This window comes from Aliihoeflea sp. PC F10.4, from assembly GCF_054612275.1.
This window is the reverse complement of sequence record NZ_JBTSWH010000001.1, coordinates 4,215,416-4,230,657: the sequence shown is the minus strand read 5'-3', so window position 1 is coordinate 4,230,657 and position 15,242 is coordinate 4,215,416. Positions and strand designations below refer to the sequence as shown.

General features: G+C 63.4%; 14 protein-coding genes. 6 read left to right on the top strand and 8 right to left on the bottom strand.

The window, feature by feature from the left end; translation table 11 throughout:
- Positions 1-3 precede the first annotated feature (3 nt).
- From ACX82Z_RS21260 to ACX82Z_RS21230, 7 genes are all read right to left on the bottom strand, one after another.
- Positions 4-1,440 carry a sulfate adenylyltransferase subunit 1 gene (locus ACX82Z_RS21260; RefSeq protein WP_459591076.1) on the bottom strand — a complete coding sequence of 479 codons (1,437 nt, stop codon included), beginning with the start codon at positions 1,438-1,440 and terminating at the stop codon, positions 4-6.
- Positions 1,440-2,393, bottom strand: a complete 954-nt coding sequence (cysD, locus tag ACX82Z_RS21255; protein ID WP_459591075.1) for a sulfate adenylyltransferase subunit CysD — start codon at positions 2,391-2,393, stop codon at positions 1,440-1,442. The genes ACX82Z_RS21260 and cysD overlap by 1 nt, the downstream gene beginning before the upstream one ends.
- The gene (locus ACX82Z_RS21250) at positions 2,390-3,169 is read right to left on the bottom strand and encodes a phosphoadenylyl-sulfate reductase (RefSeq protein ID WP_459911930.1); all 780 of its coding nucleotides are present in this window, start codon (positions 3,167-3,169) and stop codon (positions 2,390-2,392) included. The genes cysD and ACX82Z_RS21250 overlap by 4 nt, the downstream gene beginning before the upstream one ends.
- A gap of 105 nt (positions 3,170-3,274) precedes the next feature.
- Positions 3,275-4,315: a sulfate/molybdate ABC transporter ATP-binding protein gene (locus ACX82Z_RS21245; protein WP_459591074.1), complete on the bottom strand. Its 1,041-nt coding sequence runs from the start codon at positions 4,313-4,315 to the stop codon at positions 3,275-3,277.
- A gap of 18 nt (positions 4,316-4,333) precedes the next feature.
- Complete coding sequence (gene cysW, locus ACX82Z_RS21240) at positions 4,334-5,227, bottom strand: sulfate ABC transporter permease subunit CysW (protein ID WP_459591073.1); 894 nt, start codon at positions 5,225-5,227, stop codon at positions 4,334-4,336.
- Complete coding sequence (gene cysT, locus ACX82Z_RS21235; protein WP_459591072.1) at positions 5,211-6,077, bottom strand: sulfate ABC transporter permease subunit CysT; 867 nt, start codon at positions 6,075-6,077, stop codon at positions 5,211-5,213. The genes cysW and cysT overlap by 17 nt, the downstream gene beginning before the upstream one ends.
- 3 nt (positions 6,078-6,080) lie before the next feature.
- Positions 6,081-7,100: a sulfate ABC transporter substrate-binding protein gene (locus tag ACX82Z_RS21230; protein WP_459591071.1), complete on the bottom strand. Its 1,020-nt coding sequence runs from the start codon at positions 7,098-7,100 to the stop codon at positions 6,081-6,083.
- Between the two features lie 257 nt (positions 7,101-7,357).
- Here ACX82Z_RS21230 and ACX82Z_RS21225 point away from each other — a divergent pair, with 257 nt between their 5' ends.
- Positions 7,358-8,551 carry an AI-2E family transporter gene (locus ACX82Z_RS21225; RefSeq protein ID WP_459591070.1) on the top strand — a complete coding sequence of 398 codons (1,194 nt, stop codon included), beginning with the start codon at positions 7,358-7,360 and terminating at the stop codon, positions 8,549-8,551.
- Positions 8,552-8,631: 80 nt separating this feature from the next.
- Here ACX82Z_RS21225 and fsa read toward each other — a convergent pair whose 3' ends face one another.
- Entirely contained in the window at positions 8,632-9,285 is a 654-nt protein-coding gene (gene fsa, locus ACX82Z_RS21220; protein ID WP_459591069.1) for a fructose-6-phosphate aldolase, read from the bottom strand.
- An 80-nt stretch (positions 9,286-9,365) separates the two neighbouring features.
- On the opposite strand from fsa, the gene ACX82Z_RS21215 reads away from it, so the two are divergent.
- From ACX82Z_RS21215 to ACX82Z_RS21195, 5 genes are all read left to right on the top strand, one after another.
- Entirely contained in the window at positions 9,366-11,561 is a 2,196-nt protein-coding gene (locus tag ACX82Z_RS21215) for a primosomal protein N' (protein ID WP_459591067.1), read from the top strand.
- Positions 11,562-11,624: 63 nt separating this feature from the next.
- Positions 11,625-12,020 (top strand): AGROH133_08824 family phage infection protein, encoded by a 396-nt coding sequence (locus ACX82Z_RS21210; RefSeq protein ID WP_459591066.1) that lies wholly within the window; start codon positions 11,625-11,627, stop codon positions 12,018-12,020.
- A 211-nt stretch (positions 12,021-12,231) separates the two neighbouring features.
- Positions 12,232-12,792, top strand: coding sequence for a F0F1 ATP synthase subunit delta (locus ACX82Z_RS21205; protein WP_459591065.1), 561 nt, complete (start codon positions 12,232-12,234; stop codon positions 12,790-12,792).
- Positions 12,792-14,321 (top strand): F0F1 ATP synthase subunit alpha, encoded by a 1,530-nt coding sequence (gene atpA / locus ACX82Z_RS21200; protein WP_459591064.1) that lies wholly within the window; start codon positions 12,792-12,794, stop codon positions 14,319-14,321. The genes ACX82Z_RS21205 and atpA overlap by 1 nt, the downstream gene beginning before the upstream one ends.
- Positions 14,322-14,351: 30 nt before the next feature.
- The gene (locus ACX82Z_RS21195; protein WP_459591063.1) at positions 14,352-15,230 is read left to right on the top strand and encodes a F0F1 ATP synthase subunit gamma; all 879 of its coding nucleotides are present in this window, start codon (positions 14,352-14,354) and stop codon (positions 15,228-15,230) included.
- Positions 15,231-15,242: the final 12 nt, after the last annotated feature.

Below are 15,242 nucleotides of genomic sequence, written 5' to 3'. Positions count from 1 at the left end.
TTTCTATCCCTCCGGTTCGATCTCGACCTCGCCGCGCCGAGCCCTGATCTCCGGCAGCGCCAGCACGATATCGGCCAGATCGCGCGGCAACGTCAGCGTCACGCGCTCGTCGGGGAAATGGCCCGGCTCGACCCGGTCCGCGATCATGCCGCCGGCGATCGTGTTGTTGGTCTGCGGGCTGATCAGGATGAAAGCGCCGGTATCGCGGCAATCCTCGAACCGGTCGAAGTTCGCCGCGCTCTCGAATTCGAGCCGGACGCGCCCGATCGCGTTGACCGGCAGCGCGCCGGACTTCGCCCAGCTTCCATTGGCCAGATCGTAGGTCTCGTCGATATGGATGCGCACCCGCAAGAGCCTGCCGGCGGCCTTCAGCCAATAGCGTCCGCCATCGGAAAGCCCTTCCGCCTGCAAGGTGACGACCGTGGCGGCAAACGCATGGCCGGAGAGCGGCGGCTCGTTTTCATCGGCGAGAACGTCGCCGCGCGCCGCATCGACCTGACGGTCGAAAAGGAGCGTGACCGCCTCGCCCGCCGATGCGCGCTCCGCTTCCCCGTCGAAGGTGACGATCTTCGAAACGCTTACGCGTTCGCCGGACGGCGCGACGACGATCTCGCGCCCGACCGAAATCTCGCCGGCCGCAATCGTCCCCTGATAGCCGCGAAAGCTTTCGCCGGGACGCGACACGCGCTGGACAGGCATGCGAAACGGCAGGTTCGAGGCGGTTGCAGGCTGCGCCGTTTCCAGCGCCTCGATAAGCGTGGGCCCCGAATACCAGCCGATCGCCTCACCGGCGGGCGTCACAATGTTTTCGCCCTTGAGCGCCGAAAGCGGGATCGCCGTGACACGCATTTCGCCAAGCCCGGCGGCGAAGACGCGAAATGCCCGCTCGATCTTCTGGAAGATTTTCTGGTCGTAGCCGACGAGATCGATCTTGTTGACGGCGAGGATCACTTGCCGGATTCCCATCAGATGGACGATGGCCGCGTGGCGGCGCGTCTGCTCAAGCAGCCCGGCACGCGCATCGACCAGCAGGACGGCGAGATCGGCCGTCGACGCGCCGGTGGCCATGTTGCGGGTATATTGTTCGTGCCCCGGCGTATCAGCGACGATGAAGGCCCGGCGCTTCGTCTGGAAATAGCGATAGGCAACGTCGATCGTGATGCCCTGCTCCTGTTCAGCCTTGAGGCCATCGAGCAGCAGCCCGAAATCGGGCAGCGACAAATCGTTCTGCTTCGAACCTTTGGCGAGAAGTGCTGCGCGATGGTCCTCGGAAACGGATTTCGTATCCCACAAAAGCCGTCCGATCAGTGTCGACTTTCCATCGTCCACGCTGCCGCAGACGAGGAAGCGCAAACGCCGCCCGTCCTTTGGATCGGATGCGCCTTCGATTTCAGGTTCGAAGTCCTGATCGAGTTGAACGATGTCGGCATCGAGCGTCATCAAAAATACCCCTCGAGCTTCTTCTTCTCCATCGAGCCGGCCTCGTCGCGGTCGATGGCCCTGCCCTGCCGTTCGGAGACGGTCGAGGTGGTGATTTCGGTGATGATGTCGTCGATCGTCGTCGCCTCTGAGCGGATGCCGCCCGACAGCGCGAAACAGCCGAGCGTGCGGAAGCGGATCATTCCTTCCTGCTTCACCTCGCCTGGCCACAGTTCCAGCCGTTCGTCCTCGGCAAGAATGATCATGCCGTCGCGCTGCACGAAGGGCCGGCGCTTGGCGAAGTAGAGATCGACGATCGGAATGCTCTCGGCCTTGATGTAGTGCCAGACGTCGAGCTCGGTCCAGTTCGACAGCGGGAAGACACGCACGCTCTCGCCCTTGCGAATGCGGCCGTTATAGAGATTCCACAGTTCCGGCCGCTGGTTGCGCGCATCCCAGCGATGCTCTGGTGTGCGGAAGGAAAAGATGCGCTCCTTCGAACGCGACGCATCCTCGTCGCGCCGCGCACCGCCGAAGGCCGCGTCGTAGCGCGCGGCGTCGAGCGCCTGCCGCAGCGCTTCCGTCTTCATCACATCGGTGAAGTAGGACGAGCCATGCGCAAAGGGGCTGAGGTTCTCAGCAGCGCCGCGCGGATTGGTGTGAACGTGAAGGTCGAGGCCGAGCTCTTTCGCGGTCCGGTCGCGAAAGGCGATCATCTGCGAAAACTTCCAGCCCGTATCGACATGCAGCAGGGGAAACGGCACCGGCTCGGGATAGAACGCCTTGCGCGCGACATGCAGCAAGACGGAGGAATCCTTGCCGACTGAGTACAGCATGACGGGCCGCTCGAACTCTGCGGCGACCTCGCGGAAAATATGGATCGCCTCGTTTTCGAGCGCCTTGAGGTGCGGGGAGAGCGGAGAGGACTGGTGATTGTCGTCGGTTGCGAGAATGCGGGCTGCGGATGCGGTCATGATATCGGCACTGACACTTTCGGGGACGCGGGAGGGATTATCGGAGAAGAAGCGGCGGCTTTGACGTGCAGCCCACATTCGCGGGTCTGATCCTGTTCCCACCACCAGCGACCGGCGCGCTCCGGTTCGCCGGGCTTGATCGCGCGGGTACAAGGTTCGCAGCCGATCGAGGGGTAGCCGCGCGCGTGAAGCGGATTGAGCGGCACGTCGTGCGCTCTCGCATATGCCTCGATGGCGTCGAGCGTCATGTCGGCAAGCGGATTGACCTTAATCAGGTCGCGCGAAGCGTCGAACTCGGCGAGAGGCGTTTGCGCCCGCGCGCCGGACTGGCCACGACGTACGCCCGTGATCCAGAGCGACGCCCCGTCGAGGGCCAGAGCCAGTGGACGCAATTTGCGGATGTCGCAGCAGGCGTGCCGCGCTTCTACGCTGTCGTAAAAGCCGTTGATTCCATAGCGCGCCCGATAGTCCTCGATGTCGATGGGTGCGGGCCGGAAGCGCTCGATGGAAAGCGCGAAGCGCAGCTCCGTTTCCTCGATCAGCGCGCGCGTCTCGTCGAACAGGCGGCCGGTGTCAAGCGTCACGATCTCCACTGCGGACGCCGCGCCTGACCGCGCGATCGCGGCAGTGATCACTTGATCCTCGATGCCGAGGCTGGTCGTGAACACGGCCCGCCCGGCGAACCGGGCGACGCGACGAAGTCTCGCCTCCAGATGGAGCGGGGCGAGTTCGTCCGCGAGACGTTTGGCAATCTGGCTTGGCGTATCGTGCGTCATGACGGAATAATGGGCGATAGCCCGGCCCCGATACAGGAAACGTGCCCTCATTCCGTCCGCGAATTGAGCAAATTCGAGCCGGTTTTCCAGCTTCGGGAAAAATTGTCACTGCGTCGGAAAGAGCTTCCAGGAATTGGGACGGAACGCGATGCGGCTTCCTTCCTGTATCGAGCGGTGCGCCGGAACCTCGATCTCGATGCGATGGTCCGGCCCGCCCACCGCCAGTTCGACGCGCCGTTTCGCCTCGACGCGGCGCGAGGCGGTGACGGTTCCCGCAATGGCACCGCCCGACCCTTCCAGAACCTCGATATCGTGCGGCCGGAAGAAAAGCTGCGCGGGACCGGCCGGCGCATGCGCCGCGTCCAGTCCCAGCAAGCGATCTTCCAGCCAGACCTTCCCGTCCTCGACGCGCACGGGAAGTCGGCTCGATTCGCCGATGAAGCCGTAGACGAAAGGCGAGTTCGGCGCGTCATAGACGTCATCGGCCGAGCCGATCTGCTCGATGCGGCCCTTGCTCATCACGACGACGCGGTCGGCCAGTTCCAGCGCTTCTTCCTGATCGTGCGTGACGAAGACGGTCGTATGGCCGGTGCGGTCGTGGATCTCGCGCAGCCAGCGGCGAAGGTCGCGGCGCACTTGCGCGTCGAGCGCGCCAAAAGGTTCGTCGAGCAGCAACACCTTCGGCTCGATAGCGAGCGCTCTTGCGAGCGCGACGCGCTGGCGCTGGCCGCCGGACAACTGGTTCGGATAGCGGCTCTCCAGTCCCGACAGTTGCACGAGATCGAGAAGTTCGAGCGCGCGGCGGCGGATTTCGCTTTTTGGCGGGCGCGTCGCGGCTGGGCGCACTTTCAGGCCGAAACCGATATTGTCCGCGACCGTCATATGCCGGAACAGCGCATAATGCTGGAAGACGAAGCCGACATTGCGCTCCTGCACGCTCTTGGCGGAGGCGTCCTCACTGCCGAAATGGATCGCACCGCCTGTCGGGAAATCGAGACCGGCGATAAGGCGCAACAGTGTGGTCTTGCCCGAGCCGGACGGCCCCAGAAGCGCGATCAGTTCGCCCGAATGAATGTCGAGCGAAACGTCGTCGAGCGCGGCAACGCCGGAAAAGCTCTTGTCGATCGAGTTGACGCGAAGGTCCATTGATGTGTCTCCGAAGTTTCAGTGCCGCGCGCCGTGCTCGCGTCCGTAGACGCGCTCCAGAACGGTCTTGAGCACGAGCGTGACGAGGGCGAGCAGCGCCAGAAGCGAGGCAACGGCGAAGGCGGCGACGAAATTATATTCGTTGTAGAGAATCTCGACTTGCAGCGGCATGGTGATGGTCTCGCCGCGCAGCCGGCCCGAAACGACCGAGACGGCGCCGAATTCGCCCATCGCCCGCGCGTTGCAAAGCAGGACGCCGTAAAGCAGACCCCATTTGATGTTGGGAAGCGTGACGTAGCGAAACGCCTGCCACCCGTTCGCGCCAAGCGAGATCGCCGCCTCCTCGTCGCCCGTCCCCTGATCCTGCATCAGCGGAATCAGTTCGCGCGCGATGAACGGAAAGGTGACGAAGATCGTCGCCAGCACCACGCCCGGCACCGCGAAAAGGACTTGCAGCCCCCACGAATTGAGCACCGGGCCGAGATAGCTGCCCGCCCCGAAAAGCAGGATGTAGACGAGGCCGGCGATCACCGGCGAGACCGAAAAGGGAAGGTCGATGAGCGTGATGAGAAACGCTTTTCCCCTGAACTCGAATTTGGCGATCGACCATGCCGCCGCCACGCCGAAGACGAGATTGAGCGGCACGGCGATCGCCGCGACGAAAAGCGTCAGCTTGATCGCCGCGCGGGCGTCCGGCTCGACGACCGCGGCGAGCGCCACCTGCCAGCCGCGCCGAAGCGCCTCGGCGAAAACCGCGACGAGCGGCATGAACAGGATCAACGCGAGAAAAGCCACGGCAATCGAGATAAGCGTCCATTTGGCGACCGGACCTTCTGCTGTCGGATCACGGAAAGGAGCTTGCGGCGTTGCCGCGAACGAGCCCTGCAAGGCCAGACTATCCGCCATAACCATACCTCCTGCGGCTCCATGCCTGGATCAGATTGATCGCAAGCAATACGATGAAAGCCAGCACCAGCATGATCGCGCCGATGGCGGTGGCGGCCGGATAGTTGAATTCCTCAAGCCGGATCACGATCAGCAAAGGCGCGATCTCGGAGACGAACGGAATGTTGCCGGCGATGAAGAGGACGGAGCCGTATTCACCGACCGCGCGGCCGAAGGCGAGCGAAAAGCCGGTCAGGATCGCCGGCGCCAGCCCAGGCAGGACGACGCGCCAGAGCGTCTGGAAACGGTTCGCCCCCAGAGAGGCGGCCGCCTCTTCCACCTCACGGCTGATTTCCTCCATCACTGGCTGCACTGTGCGAACGACGAAAGGCAGGCCGATGAAAATCAGCGCGATGACGATGCCGATCGGCGTATAGGCGATGCGGATGCCGTAGGGCTGGAAGAACTGGCCGATCCAGCCATTCGGCGCGTAGATCGCGGTCAGCGCGATTCCCGCTACAGCCGTCGGCAGTGCGAATGGAAGGTCCACCGCCGCGTCGATCAGCCTGCGGCCGGGAAAGCGGTAGCGAACCAGCACCCAGGCGACGATCACGCCGAAGACGACATTGACCGAGGCGGCGAAGATCGACGTCCAGAAACTCGTTTTGAGCGAGGCGACAAGGCGCGGATCGCTCGCCAGCCGCCAGAACTCGGGCCAGCCGAGCGCGGCGGAGCGCCAGCCGAGACCGGCAAGCGGAATAAGGATCAGGACGGAGAGATAGAAGATTGTGAAGCCGAACGTCAGCCCGAAACCCGGGATGACGCTCGGCTGTTTCCATTGCCAGCGCGAAGCGGGCAAGGCCGTTACGGCGCGCATGCGTTACCGGCCAGGCTGGTAGATCTGGTCGAAGACGCCGCCGTCTCCGAAGAAGCGCGGCTGCACGTCGGCCCATCCACCCAGATCGTCGATGGTGACGAGTTCGAGGTCAGGGAAGCGTTCAAGCGCCGATGGCTCGACCACATTGGGGTTGCTGGGACGGTAAAAATGCTTGGCGGCGAGGTTCTGTCCGACATCCGAGTACAGATAGTCGAGATAGGCGGTCGCAACCTCACGCGTGCCCTTCGCATCGACATTGGCGTCGACGATTGCGACCGGTGGTTCGGCGAGGATCGAGATCGACGGGACGACGATGTCGAACGCGTCCGGCCCCAGTTCCTCGATGGCGAGAAACGCCTCGTTCTCCCATGCCAGCAACACGTCGCCGATGCCGCGCTGGACGAAAGTGGTGGTCGATCCGCGCGCGCCGCCATCGAGCACAGGGACGTTGCGGTAGATATTCCCGACGAACTCGGCCGTTCTTGTCTCGTCGCCCTCGAATTCGCGCAGGCCCCATGCCCAGGCGGCCAGAAGGTTCCAGCGCGCCCCGCCCGACGATTTCGGGTTCGGCGTGATCACCTCGACCCCATCCTTTGCAAGATCGCCCCAGTCGGCCAGCCCTTTCGGATTGCCTTTGCGCACGAGGAACACGATGGTCGAAGTGTAGGGCGAGCTGTTGTTGGCGAGCGTGCCGCGCCAGTCCTCCCTGATTTTGCCGGTATTTTCCGCGATTGCGTTGATGTCGGCTTCGAGCGCCAGCGTCACGACATCGGCGTCGAGCCCGTCGATGACGGCGCGGGCCTGCTGACCGGACCCGCCATGCGTGGTCTGGATGCGTACGGCCTCACCCTTTTCCGCCTCCCAGTGTTCGGCGAATGCGGCATTGAACTCGCGATAAAGTTCGCGGGTCGGGTCGTAGGAGACATTGATGATGGTCTGCTGCGCTTGAGCCGGCACGAAACCGCTCAACTGGACCGATGCAGCCAGAGCCGCCGTAAAAAGCAGGTTCCTGCGATTGAACATTGAACTGCCTCCGTTGATGACGAATGCAATCGTAGGGACTGGAACGGCGGCGTGAATGTCGGCTTCGACCAAACTTGCCGCCTTAGGGGAACCCGTGTTCCAAAATCCGGGTCGCCGGCGCAAAATACGTGTATGACGATGGGCGGGTCCGCTGACGCACGGTGTCATGCGACCTTGACCCGCATGTCAAAAGAATGCCTTGCTCACCATGTTATGACGATCTGAAACAGATCGCGCCCGACCGCAGACGGAAGCCCGTGAACGAACATCAATCCCGTACGCCCCCGATCGAGCCGCGCTGGCTCGGCCCGACGACCTCAGGGCGTATCGCGCTCGTTCCGCCCTTGTCGGCGGCGCGCTGGCTTCTCATCCTGGTTGTGGCTGCCGGCATCTATTTCTTCCACGGCTTTCTCGTTCCGGTGCTGGCCGCCCTCGTCATTGCCTTTGCAAGCTGGCCGATCTACCGGCGCCTGCGCGAGCACATCGGCGGCTCAAACACGCTGGCCGCCACCATCGCCATCACGCTCATCGTTTCGTTTCTCGTCGTGCCGCTGATCATGGCGGTGAGCTATGCGGCGACCGAGATGCGCGACTGGTTCTTCTGGGCCGTGGAGGCAAACCGCACCGGCAGTCCGACACCCGAATGGATGACGGCGCTGCCTGCCGTCGGCGACTGGATCGACGAACAGTGGGAGCGCTATATCGGCCATCCCGGCGCCATCGGCGAACTCGTGCAGATCGTATCGGGCGCCAATATCGGCAACATCTACCGCGCTGTGCTGGCGACGGGCGGCGGGTTGTTCAACCTGTTCCTGACGCTGCTCTTCATGCTGATCGCGCTGTTTTTCGTCTATAAGGACGGCGAGCGCTTCGTCGGCCAGGTCGACCGCATCGGCGAGCGCATCCTGCCGACGCGCTGGAGCCGCATCTCGCGCGTCGTCCCGGCCACCATTTCCTCGACCGTCACCGGCATGACGCTGATCGCCATCGGCGAAGGCATCGTGCTCGGCATCGCCTACTGGATCGCTGGCGCACCCTCGCCCGTCACGCTCGGCGTTATCACCGGCTTCATGGCGATGATCCCCGGCGGCGCACCGCTCTCCTTCTCGCTGGTCTCGCTCTATCTGATCGCCTCGGGTTCGCCCGTCGCCGGCATGCTTTTGTGGATTTGGGGTTCGGTCGAGCTCTTCATCGTCGACAAGACATTGCGTCCGAGGCTCGTCGGCGGGCCGATCAAGCTGCCGTTCCTGCCGACCTTCTTCGGCCTCATCGGCGGCGTGAAGACCATGGGCTTCCTCGGCCTCTTCATCGGCCCGGTGCTGATGGCCCTCCTCGTCGCCATCTGGCGCGAATGGGTGCGCGAGGTCGAAATCGCCGAGCCGACACCCGCTGCCGAACCCGTACCGCCGGATTCGCCGCACGCAACACCACCAGCCTCCACGCTTGGATAGAAAGCGTCAGTATCCCGATGTCACAAAAAAACCCCGCTCCAAGGCGGGGTTTTCCAAATGCGGTGGGTGCGATCTTGAAATCAGCCGATCTTCTGGCCGGTCTTGGCCCAGTCGGCGAGGAAGGATTCAAGGCCCTTGTCGGTCAGCGGATGCTTGACGAGCGCCTTCAGCGTCGCAGGCGGCACGGTCGCAACGTCGGCGCCGATCATCGCGGCGAGCTTGACGTGGTTTACCGTGCGGATCGAAGCCGCGAGGATGTTCGTCTGGAAATCGTAATTGTCGTAGATGGTGCGGATTTCCGAGATCAGCTCCATGCCGTCGACGCCCATATCGTCGATGCGGCCGATGAAGGGCGAGATGTAGGTTGCGCCGGCCTTGGCGGCGAGCAGCGCCTGAGTCGCCGAGAAGCACAAAGTGACGTTGGTCTGGCGGCCGTCGTCCGTCAGCGCCTTGCAGGCTTTCAGGCCGTCGAGCGTCAGCGGCAGCTTGATGCAGATATTGTCGGCGATCTTCGACAGGGCGTCGGCCTCGCGCATCATCTCGGCATATTCGACTGCGGTCACCTCGGACGAGACCGGGCCATCTACGATGTCGCAGATTTCCTTCGTTACTTCCTTGATGTCGCGCCCGGCCTTGAGGATCAGCGAGGGATTGGTGGTCACGCCGTCGAGCAGGCCATACTCGTTGAGTTCGCGGATTTCTGCCACGTCGGCGGTGTCGACGAAGAACTTCATGGGATGCACTCCTTGATCGGCAGGTCTGCCATTCATGTTGGCTCTTGCACTACCGCAAGATCGGGGCAAGGTCACGTCCAATGAAACAAGATTCGCTTTCGTCGCTGTTCGACCTGACCGTCGTTCCGGTGCTGGTTCCGCTGCCCGCGGACCGGCCCTATTCCTATGTGGTGCCGCAGGGGATGAAGGTCGAGCCGGGATCGATCGTGCGCGTACCGCTCGGGCCGCGTCAGGTGGCAGGTGTCGTGTGGGACGGCGATGGCGGCCGCGTCGATCCGAAGAAGCTGCGCGCGATCGAGGAGGTATTCGACTGCCCACCGATTGCCGAGCCCTTGCGCCGTTTCGTCGACAAGGTCGCCGCCTATACGCTTTCGCCGCCCGGCATGGTCGCGCGCATGCTCCTTCGTGCGCCCGCCGCCTTCGATCCCGAACCGATGATCGACGGGCTTGTCATTTCCGGCCAGCATCCTGACCGGATGACCGACGCGCGCCGGCGCGTGCTCGAATTGGCCTCCGACGGACTTGCCTGGACCCGTTCGGGGCTGGCGCGCGCCGCCGGAACGTCGCTGACGGTGATCGACGGGCTGAAGGCGCAGGGCGTCTTCGATGAAGTCGAGATCGCCCCGCCCCCGGTCGTCGCCGCGCCGGACCCGGACTACAAGCACGCGGAACTGACCGGCGAACAAAAACAGGCGGCAGACCATCTGATCGCGCGAGTGCGCGATGGCGGGTTCTCCACCACTCTCATCGACGGCGTGACCGGCTCAGGCAAGACGGAGGTCTATTTCGAAGCGATTTCCGAGGCGGTGCGTGCCGGCAAACAGGTGCTCGTGCTCGTACCCGAAATCGCGCTGACTGCTGCATTCCTTGAGCGCTTTCACGACCGGTTCGGCGCAAAGCCAGCCGAGTGGCACTCCGATCTTGCGCCTAAAACGCGCGAACGCGTCTGGCGGCAGGTCGCGGAGGGCCGCGTAAAGGTCGTCGCAGGCGCGCGGTCGGCGCTGTTCCTGCCATTTCAGGATCTCGGCCTCGTCATCGTCGACGAGGAGCACGACCCGGCCTACAAGCAGGAAGACCGGGTTTTCTACAACGCCCGCGACATGGCGGTTTTGCGCGGGCATATCAGCGGATTTCCGGTCGTTCTCGCCTCCGCGACGCCGTCGGTCGAAAGCCGCGTCAACGCGATTTCCGGCCGCTATGGACGCGAGGTGCTGTCGGGCCGTTTCGCAGACGCCGCGCTCCCCGACATCCGCTCGGTCGACATGCGCCGTCACCCGCCCCAGCGCGGCGGGTTCCTGTCGCCGGTTCTGATCGAGGCCGCACGCCGCGCCGTCGAGCGCGAAGAGCAGGCGCTGTTCTTCCTCAACCGGCGCGGTTACGCGCCGCTGACGCTGTGCCGCGTATGCGGGCATCGCTTCCAGTGCCCGTCCTGTTCGAGCTGGCTCGTGGAGCATCGCTTTCGCGGCCAGTTGATGTGCCACCATTGCGGACACAACGAAGCGCGTCCCGAGGCGTGCCCGTCCTGCGGAACGCTCGATCATCTGGTGCCGTGCGGACCCGGCGTCGAGCGGATTGCGGAAGAAGTCGTCTCGCATTTCCCCGATGCGCGCGTGATTGTTTTGTCGTCCGATATGCTCGGCGGCGTGAAACGGCTGCGCCTCGAACTCGACGCCATCGCCAAGGGCGAGGCCGACATCGTCATCGGCACGCAACTCGTCGCCAAGGGGCACAATTTCCCCAACATGACGCTGGTCGGCGTCATCGACGCCGACCTCGGATTAGCAAATGGCGACCCGCGTGCGGCTGAGCGCACGTTCCAGCTTCTCAGCCAGGTGACGGGTCGGGCCGGGCGCACCGGCAAGAAAAGCGCAGGTCTGCTCCAGACATATCAGCCTGAGCATCCGGTCATGCGTGCGCTCGTTTCGGGCGACGCGGAAGCCTTTTACGACCGTGAGGTTGCCGAGCGCGAGCGCGGACGCCTACCTCCCTTCGGCCGGCTGGCGGGCGTCATCGTCAGTGCAGCAACACGCGCCGAAGCCGAAGGTCATGCACGCGGCCTTCGTCAATCCGCACCACAGACAAACGAGATCATGGTGCTCGGCCCGGCCGAAGCGCCGCTATCGCTCGTCGCCGGCCGTCACCGCTTCCGCCTGCTGATCCATGCCGAGCGGCGCGCGGACATCCAGTCCTTCATTCGAGAAATGCTGGCAAGGGGACCGAAGGAACGCGGCTCGGTCAGGGTGAACGTGGACATCGACCCGCAAAGCTTTTTGTAGCTGATATCTGAAGAAACTCGGCTAATGTCGCGCGCGATTCGCGTGATCATCTGGGGGCGTTTGATGGAACTTTCATTTCCGTGGCCGTATTCGCAAGGCGAGTGGCTGGCATGGTCGTCGGCGGCGATCACGGTTCTGTTCGGCCTGATGACGCTGTTCGCGCCGCGCTTCTCTTTGCGCATCCTGCGCCTGCAAACGACGCCCGATCATCCCGAGGCGGTCGCGGAATCGCGCGCGACCATGTCGGGCTTTTATCTCGGCGTCGGCCTGTGCTGCATTTTGCTCGCCCAGCCCCTGCTCTACTTGACGCTCGGCGCATGTTGGGCGCTGACGGCTTTCGGGCGGGTCGTATCGATGCTGTCGGACCGGGGCAATACGCCTTACAACTGGGTCGCGCTCATCGTCGAGATCGTGCTGGGCGCTCTTCCGATGGCCTTCGCGCTCGGCTTCGCCGTCTGATATCCACGGCTGCGACAAAACGGACGAAAACCGCGCCGCAAGGCGTGTTGCGAGTCCTGAATGCCTGTGCTAGACGGCAATCGACTTTTGACCGGGGCGGGCGGCGAGGCCGCATGTCCGAGGGGAAATTTTCAACAAGGCCAAGGGCTTAGGCGGTTTTTACACCGACGTCCGATTTTGCGGCCTTCCAGATGAAGAGAAAACACGGTTCGTGGCACAGTCTGGCTCGATGATTACAGGTGTTTCGGAGCGCTATGCGCGCTCGCTGTTCGAACTGGCGCGGGATGAAAACGCGCTTGCCGAAACCGAAACCGATCTTTCCCGCTTCGCCGAACTTCTGGGCGGCAGCGATGATATGAAGCGGCTCATTTCGAGCCCGGTCTTTTCCGCCGAGGACCAGTCTCGCGCCATCTCGGCCATTCTGGACAAGGCAGGCTTCAAGGGCCTCGTCGCCAACTTCCTGCGCGTCGTCGCGCAGAACCGCCGTCTTTTCGCAGTTCCCGGCATCATCGACGCGTTCCGCCGCATCGCGGCCGAGGCACGCGGTGAGGTTTCGGCCGACGTCATTTCCGCGCACGAGCTTTCCGCCGCGCAGGAAAAGGAACTCAAGGCGGCGCTGAAGAGCGTCGTCGGCAAGGACGTCGCGTTCAATCTCACGGTCGATCCCTCTATCCTCGGCGGCCTCGTCGTCCGGGTCGGATCGCGCCAGATCGATACGTCGCTCAAGACTAAACTCAATTCGCTCAAGCTTGCACTGAAAGAGGTCGGCTGATGGACATCCGCGCCGCGGAAATTTCCGCAATTCTCAAGGACCAGATCAAGAATTTCGGCCGTGAGGCCGAGGTTTCCGAGGTCGGTCAGGTTCTCTCCGTCGGCGACGGCATCGCGCGCGTCTACGGTCTCGACAACGTCCAGGCGGGCGAAATGGTCGAGTTCCCCGGCGGCATTCGCGGCATGGCGCTCAACCTTGAAGCCGACAATGTCGGCGTCGTCATCTTCGGTGCTGACCGCGACATCAAGGAAGGCGACACCGTCAAGCGTACCGGCGCGATCGTGGACGTTCCGGTCGGCCCGGGTCTGCTCGGCCGCGTGGTCGACGCTCTCGGCAACCCGATCGACGGCAAGGGTCCGATCGAAGGCATCGAGCGCAAGCGCGTCGACGTCAAGGCACCCGGCATCATTCCGCGCAAGTCGGTTCACGAGCCGATGTCGACGGGTCTCAAGGCCATCGACGCCCTGATCCCGGTCGGTCGCGGCCAGCGCGAGCTGGTCATCGGCGATCGCCAGACCGGCAAGACCGCGATCATTCTCGACACGTTTCTCAACCAGAAGCCGCTCAACGATGGCGACGACGAGAGCCAGAAGCTCTATTGCGTCTACGTCGCCGTCGGCCAGAAGCGCTCGACCGTCGCGCAGTTGGTCAAGGTTCTGGAAGAGCGCGGCGCGATGGACTATTCCATCGTCATCGCAGCAACCGCCTCCGATCCGGCTCCGATGCAGTATCTGGCCCCGTTCGCCGGCTGCACCATGGCCGAATATTTCCGCGACAATGGCAAGCACGCGCTGATCGCCTATGACGATCTGTCGAAGCAGGCCGTCGCCTACCGCCAGATGTCGCTGCTGCTGCGCCGTCCGCCCGGCCGCGAAGCCTATCCGGGCGACGTCTTCTACCTGCACTCGCGTCTCCTGGAGCGCGCCGCCAAGCTGAACGACGAGCTGGGCGCCGGTTCGCTCACCGCTCTGCCGGTCATCGAGACACAGGCCAACGACGTTTCGGCCTACATCCCGACCAACGTGATTTCGATCACCGACGGCCAGATCTTCCTTGAGACGAACCTGTTCTTCCAGGGCATCCGTCCTGCCGTGAACGTCGGCCTTTCGGTGTCGCGCGTCGGATCGGCCGCTCAGGTCAAGGCGATGAAGCAGGTCGCCGGCTCGATCAAGGGCGAGCTCGCCCAGTATCGCGAAATGGCCGCCTTCGCGCAGTTCGGCTCGGACCTCGACGCCTCGACGCAGCGCCTCTTGAACCGTGGCGCGCGTCTGACGGAGCTTTTGAAGCAGCCGCAGTTCTCGCCGCTCAAGACGGAAGAACAGGTCGCGGTGATCTTCGCGGGAACGCAGGGTTATCTCGACAAGCTGCCGCTCGGCGACGTCGGCAAGTTCGAACAGGGTCTGCTGGCTCATATGCGTTCGGACGGAAAGGCCGTTCTGGAAGCCATCCGCAAGGAAAAGGCGCTTTCGGACGACCTGCGCGGCAAGCTCAAGGGCGAGATCGACAAGTTCGCGAAGAACTTCGCCTGAGGCCTTTGACGAGAAAGCAGAGATTGCCGCATGGCTTCACTGAAAGACCTTCGTAACCGCATCGCCTCGGTCAAGGCGACGCAGAAGATCACCAAGGCGATGCAGATGGTCGCCGCGGCGAAGCTGCGTCGCGCGCAGGAGGCTGCCGAGGCCGCGCGCCCCTATTCGGAGCGCATGTCGGCGGTTCTGGCGAACATTGCAGGTGCGGTCGACGCCGTCGACGCGCCCCCGCTGATGTCGGGCACCGGCAAGGACGACGTGCATCTGCTCGTTGTCGCGACTGCCGATCGCGGACTGTGCGGCGGCTTCAATTCGCAGATTTCGCGTTTGGCGCGCGACCATGCCCGCAAGCTTCTGGCCGAAGGCAAGACAGTCAAGATCATCACCGTCGGCAAGAAGGGTTACGATATCCTTCGTCGCGACTATGCCAATCTGATTGTCGAGCGCATCGAACTGCGCGACGTCAAGCAGGTGGGCTTCGCCAATGCGGACCAGATCGCGCGCAAGGTCATCCAGCTCTTCAATCAGGGCGAGTTCGACGTCGCGACGCTGTTCTATTCGCGGTTCAAATCGGTGATCAGCCAGATTCCGACGGCGCAGCAGCTCATTCCGGCTTCCGCACCGGTCGTATCGGATGAGCAGGTCGGCAATACGCCGGTTTACGAATACGAGCCGGATGCGAGCGAAATCCTCGGCGATCTCATTCCGCGTAACATCTCGATCCAGATTTTCCGCGCGCTGCTCGAAAACGCAGCCGGCGAGATGGGGTCCAAGATGACCGCGATGGATAATGCCACGCGCAATGCCGGCGACATGATCAAGAAGCTCTCGATCACCTACAACCGTCAGCGCCAGGCGCAGATCACCAAGGAACTGATCGAAATCATTTCCGGCGCGGAAGCGCTGTAATCGACTTGGGCG

Bases quoted from the DNA above. Each gene is read 5' to 3' on its own strand.
- ACX82Z_RS21260 (WP_459591076.1), bottom strand. From the start codon at position 1,440: ATGACGCTCGATGCCGACATCGTTCAACTCGATCAGGACTTCGAACCT.
- cysD (WP_459591075.1), bottom strand. From the start codon at position 2,393: ATGACCGCATCCGCAGCCCGCATTCTCGCAACCGACGACAATCACCAG.
- ACX82Z_RS21250 (WP_459911930.1), bottom strand. From the start codon at position 3,169: ATGACGCACGATACGCCAAGCCAGATTGCCAAACGTCTCGCGGACGAA.
- ACX82Z_RS21245 (WP_459591074.1), bottom strand. From the start codon at position 4,315: ATGGACCTTCGCGTCAACTCGATCGACAAGAGCTTTTCCGGCGTTGCC.
- cysW (WP_459591073.1), bottom strand. From the start codon at position 5,227: ATGGTTATGGCGGATAGTCTGGCCTTGCAGGGCTCGTTCGCGGCAACG.
- cysT (WP_459591072.1), bottom strand. From the start codon at position 6,077: ATGCGCGCCGTAACGGCCTTGCCCGCTTCGCGCTGGCAATGGAAACAG.
- ACX82Z_RS21230 (WP_459591071.1), bottom strand. From the start codon at position 7,100: ATGTTCAATCGCAGGAACCTGCTTTTTACGGCGGCTCTGGCTGCATCG.
- fsa (WP_459591069.1), bottom strand. From the start codon at position 9,285: ATGAAGTTCTTCGTCGACACCGCCGACGTGGCAGAAATCCGCGAACTC.
- ACX82Z_RS21215 (WP_459591067.1), top strand. From the start codon at position 9,366: ATGAAACAAGATTCGCTTTCGTCGCTGTTCGACCTGACCGTCGTTCCG.
- ACX82Z_RS21210 (WP_459591066.1), top strand. From the start codon at position 11,625: ATGGAACTTTCATTTCCGTGGCCGTATTCGCAAGGCGAGTGGCTGGCA.
- atpA (WP_459591064.1), top strand. From the start codon at position 12,792: ATGGACATCCGCGCCGCGGAAATTTCCGCAATTCTCAAGGACCAGATC.
- ACX82Z_RS21195 (WP_459591063.1), top strand. From the start codon at position 14,352: ATGGCTTCACTGAAAGACCTTCGTAACCGCATCGCCTCGGTCAAGGCG.